Origin of the sequence: Ramlibacter sp., assembly GCF_035706265.1 — a bacterium.
GTDB lineage: Bacteria > Pseudomonadota > Gammaproteobacteria > Burkholderiales > Burkholderiaceae_C > Ramlibacter.
In genome coordinates, this window is the sequence record NZ_DASSVG010000347.1 from 1 (window position 1) to 2,787 (window position 2,787).

Below are 2,787 nucleotides of genomic sequence, written 5' to 3' on the forward strand. Positions count from 1 at the left end.
GGTCGTACTCCGCCAGGTAGACGCCGGCCAGGATGCCGATCGGCGTGCCGACGAAGGTGGCCAGCGCCACCATCAGCACCGAGCCCCAGATCGCGTTGAGCAGGCCGCCCGCTTCGTCGGGCGGCGGCGTCATCTCGCTCAGGGTGGACCAGGCCAGGCCGCCGAAGCCCAGCCGCACCGTCTCCACGAGGATCCAGACCAGCCAGAACACGCCGAAGGCCATGGCGGCCAGCGACAGCGCCAGCGCGATGCGATTGACGCGCTTGCGGGCGCGGTACTTGCGCTCGGCGACGTTCATGCGGGAGCTCCCTCGCCGCGGCGCAGGCGCGCCAGCAGCAGCTTGGAAAGCGACAGCACCACGAAGGTGATGAAGAACAGCACCAGGCCCAGGTAGACCAGGGCCGACTGGTGCATGCCGGCGGCCGCTTCGGCGAATTCGTTCGCGAGTGCCGACGTGATGCTGTTGGCGGGAGCGAACAGGCTGAGCGTGTCGAGCTGGTTGAAGTTGCCGATCACGAAGGTGACTGCCATCGTCTCGCCCAGGGCGCGGCCCAGCCCCAGCATGACGCCGCCGATGACGCCGCTCTTGGTGTACGGCAGCACCACGCGGAACATCACCTCCCAGGTGGTGGAGCCGAGCGCGTAGGCCGACTCCTTCAGCATGGTGGGCGTCACCTCGAAGACGTCGCGCATCACCGCCGCGATGAAGGGGATGATCATGATGGCCAGGATGACCCCGGCGGCGAGGATGCCGATGCCCACCGGCGGGCCCGAGAACAGCGCCTGCAGCACCGGCACGCCTTCGAAGGCGGATTGCAGCGGCTGCTGCACCCAGGTAGCGAGGAGCGGGCCGAACACCAGCAGGCCCCACATGCCGTAGACGATGGAAGGCACGGCGGCGAGCAGTTCGATTGCAGTGCCCAGCGGCCGCTTCAGCCAGGCGGGCGAGAGCTCGGTGAGGAACAGCGCGATGCCGAAGCTCACGGGCACCGCGATCAGCAGGGCGATCAGCGAGGTGGCAATGGTTCCGTAGATCATCACGGCGCCGCCGAAGGATTCGGCCACCGGGTCCCACGTCGTGCTGGTGAAGAAGCCGAGCCCGTAGCGCTCGATCGCCGGCCAGGCGCCCGCCAGCAGCGAAAGGAGGATGCCGGCCAGCAAGGCCAGCGTGAGCAGGGCCGCGGCGCGCGCCGCGCCGGCGAAGAGGACGTCGATCGCGACGCCGGCGCGCACGCGGCGCGCCGGGTTCGATCGCCGGAGGGGAATTTCAGGGTTCGCGGAGAGTGTGGAGGCTTGTTGCATCGGGAGGCCTGTCGCGGACGACTCTAGGGGGCTTCGGTGACAGTTCCGTGACACCTCCCGTTCACGCCCTCAGTGGAAGGCGACCGCCCTGCCCGAGGCGTCCCTGATCTCGCTCGCCCAGAGCTTTTCCACCTGTGCCTTCACCGCGGCCGGCATGGGCACGTAATCGAGGTCGTCGGCGGTCTTGTCGCCGTTCCTGTAGGCCCACGCGAAGAACTTGAGCGCCGCCGCGCCCTGCGCCGGCTTGACCTGCGCCTTGTGCATCAGGATGAAGGTCGCGCCCGTGAGCGGCCAGGCGTCGGCGCCCGGCTGATGCGTGAGGATCTGGTGGAAGCTGCGGCTCCAGTCGGCGCTGGCCGCCGCGGCCTTGAAAGCCTTGTCCTCCGGCGCGACGAAGCGGCCTGCCGCGTTCTGCAGCAGCACGTGCTTCATCCTGTTCTGCTTCACGTAGGCGTATTCGACGTAGCCGATCGCGTTGGGCAGCCGGCCCACGAAAGCCGCGACGCCTTCGTTGCCCTTGCCGCCGGCGCCGGTCGGCCAGTTGACGGCGGTGCCCTCGCCCACCCGGGCCTTCCACTCCGGGCTGACCTTGGACAGGTAGTTGGTGAACAGGAAGCTGGTGCCGGAGCCGTCGGCGCGGCGCACAGGGGCGATGGCTGCGTCCGGCAGGTTCAGGCCCGGGTTGAGCGCCTGGATCGCCGCGTCGCTCCACTTCGCGATCTTGCCAAGGTAGATGTCGGCCAGGACGGGGCCGCTCAGGCGCAGCTGACCCGCGGCGACGCCCTGGATGTTGACTACCGGCACCACGCCGCCGATCACGGTGGGGAACTGCACCAGGCCCTTGGCCTTCAGGTCCTCGTCCTTCAGCGGCGCATCGGAAGCCCCGAAGTCCACCGTCTTCGCCTCGATCTGCTTGAGGCCCGCGCCGGAGCCGACCGACTGGTAGTTGATCTTCGCGCCGGTGGCCTTGTGGTAGTCGGAAGCCCACTTGGCGTACAGCGGCGCCGGGAAGCTGGCGCCGGCGCCCGTGACGTCCTGGGCGGCGGCGAAGCCGTGGAAGGCGAAGGCCGCGAGGGCGGCGGCGGTACGCGAGCGGAAGGTCATGCGTGCTTTCAGAGTGGTCGTTGGCATGCGACGCACTCTAGGGACGCGCTGTGACAGGAGCGTGACACGCACGCCAAGAGCCCCAAATCGGGATAGGGGCCGGTCAATGTAGGCCGGGCCCCTCCCACACCACCCGGCATGCGGGTCCGCACCGGGCGGTTCGAGAAGTTGAGGTCAGGAGAATCGAGGCACTCTCAGGCGATCGAAGTAGGCCACGGGCATTGATCGCCTCTTCCGCGCCTTCGGGCGAAAGCGCAGGCTCGAAGCTGAGGCGCTGCCTCGTCAAGTTGGTGGAGTTGGAACGGAGAGAAGGGTCCGCGAGAATGCGCATAGCCATAGTGGCCTCCTGAACAGGTTACTGTGGTCAGAGGTCGGTCGGTG

The 2,787-nt window shown here is 68.4% G+C and carries 2 protein-coding genes and 1 pseudogene; all 3 read right to left on the reverse strand.

Features of this window, described 5'->3' with window-relative positions; all coding sequences use genetic code 11:
* Positions 1-298 (reverse strand): annotated as a pseudogene (locus VFM98_RS12790) (phosphate ABC transporter permease PtsA); the annotation flags it as partial.
* A complete protein-coding gene (gene pstC / locus VFM98_RS12795; RefSeq protein ID WP_325110307.1) occupies positions 295-1,302 on the reverse strand; it encodes a phosphate ABC transporter permease subunit PstC in 1,008 nt (335 codons plus the stop codon). The gene pstC and the pseudogene VFM98_RS12790, both read right to left, overlap by 4 nt.
* A gap of 69 nt (positions 1,303-1,371) precedes the next feature.
* Positions 1,372-2,406, reverse strand: a complete 1,035-nt coding sequence (pstS, locus tag VFM98_RS12800) for a phosphate ABC transporter substrate-binding protein PstS (RefSeq protein WP_414709021.1) — start codon at positions 2,404-2,406, stop codon at positions 1,372-1,374.
* Between the last annotated feature and the right edge of the window lie 381 nt (positions 2,407-2,787).

Coding starts and splice junctions, on each gene's coding strand:
- pstS (WP_414709021.1), bottom strand. CDS start 2,406: ATGACCTTCCGCTCGCGTACCGCCGCCGCCCTCGCGGCCTTCGCCTTC.
- pstC (WP_325110307.1), bottom strand. CDS start 1,302: ATGCAACAAGCCTCCACACTCTCCGCGAACCCTGAAATTCCCCTCCGG.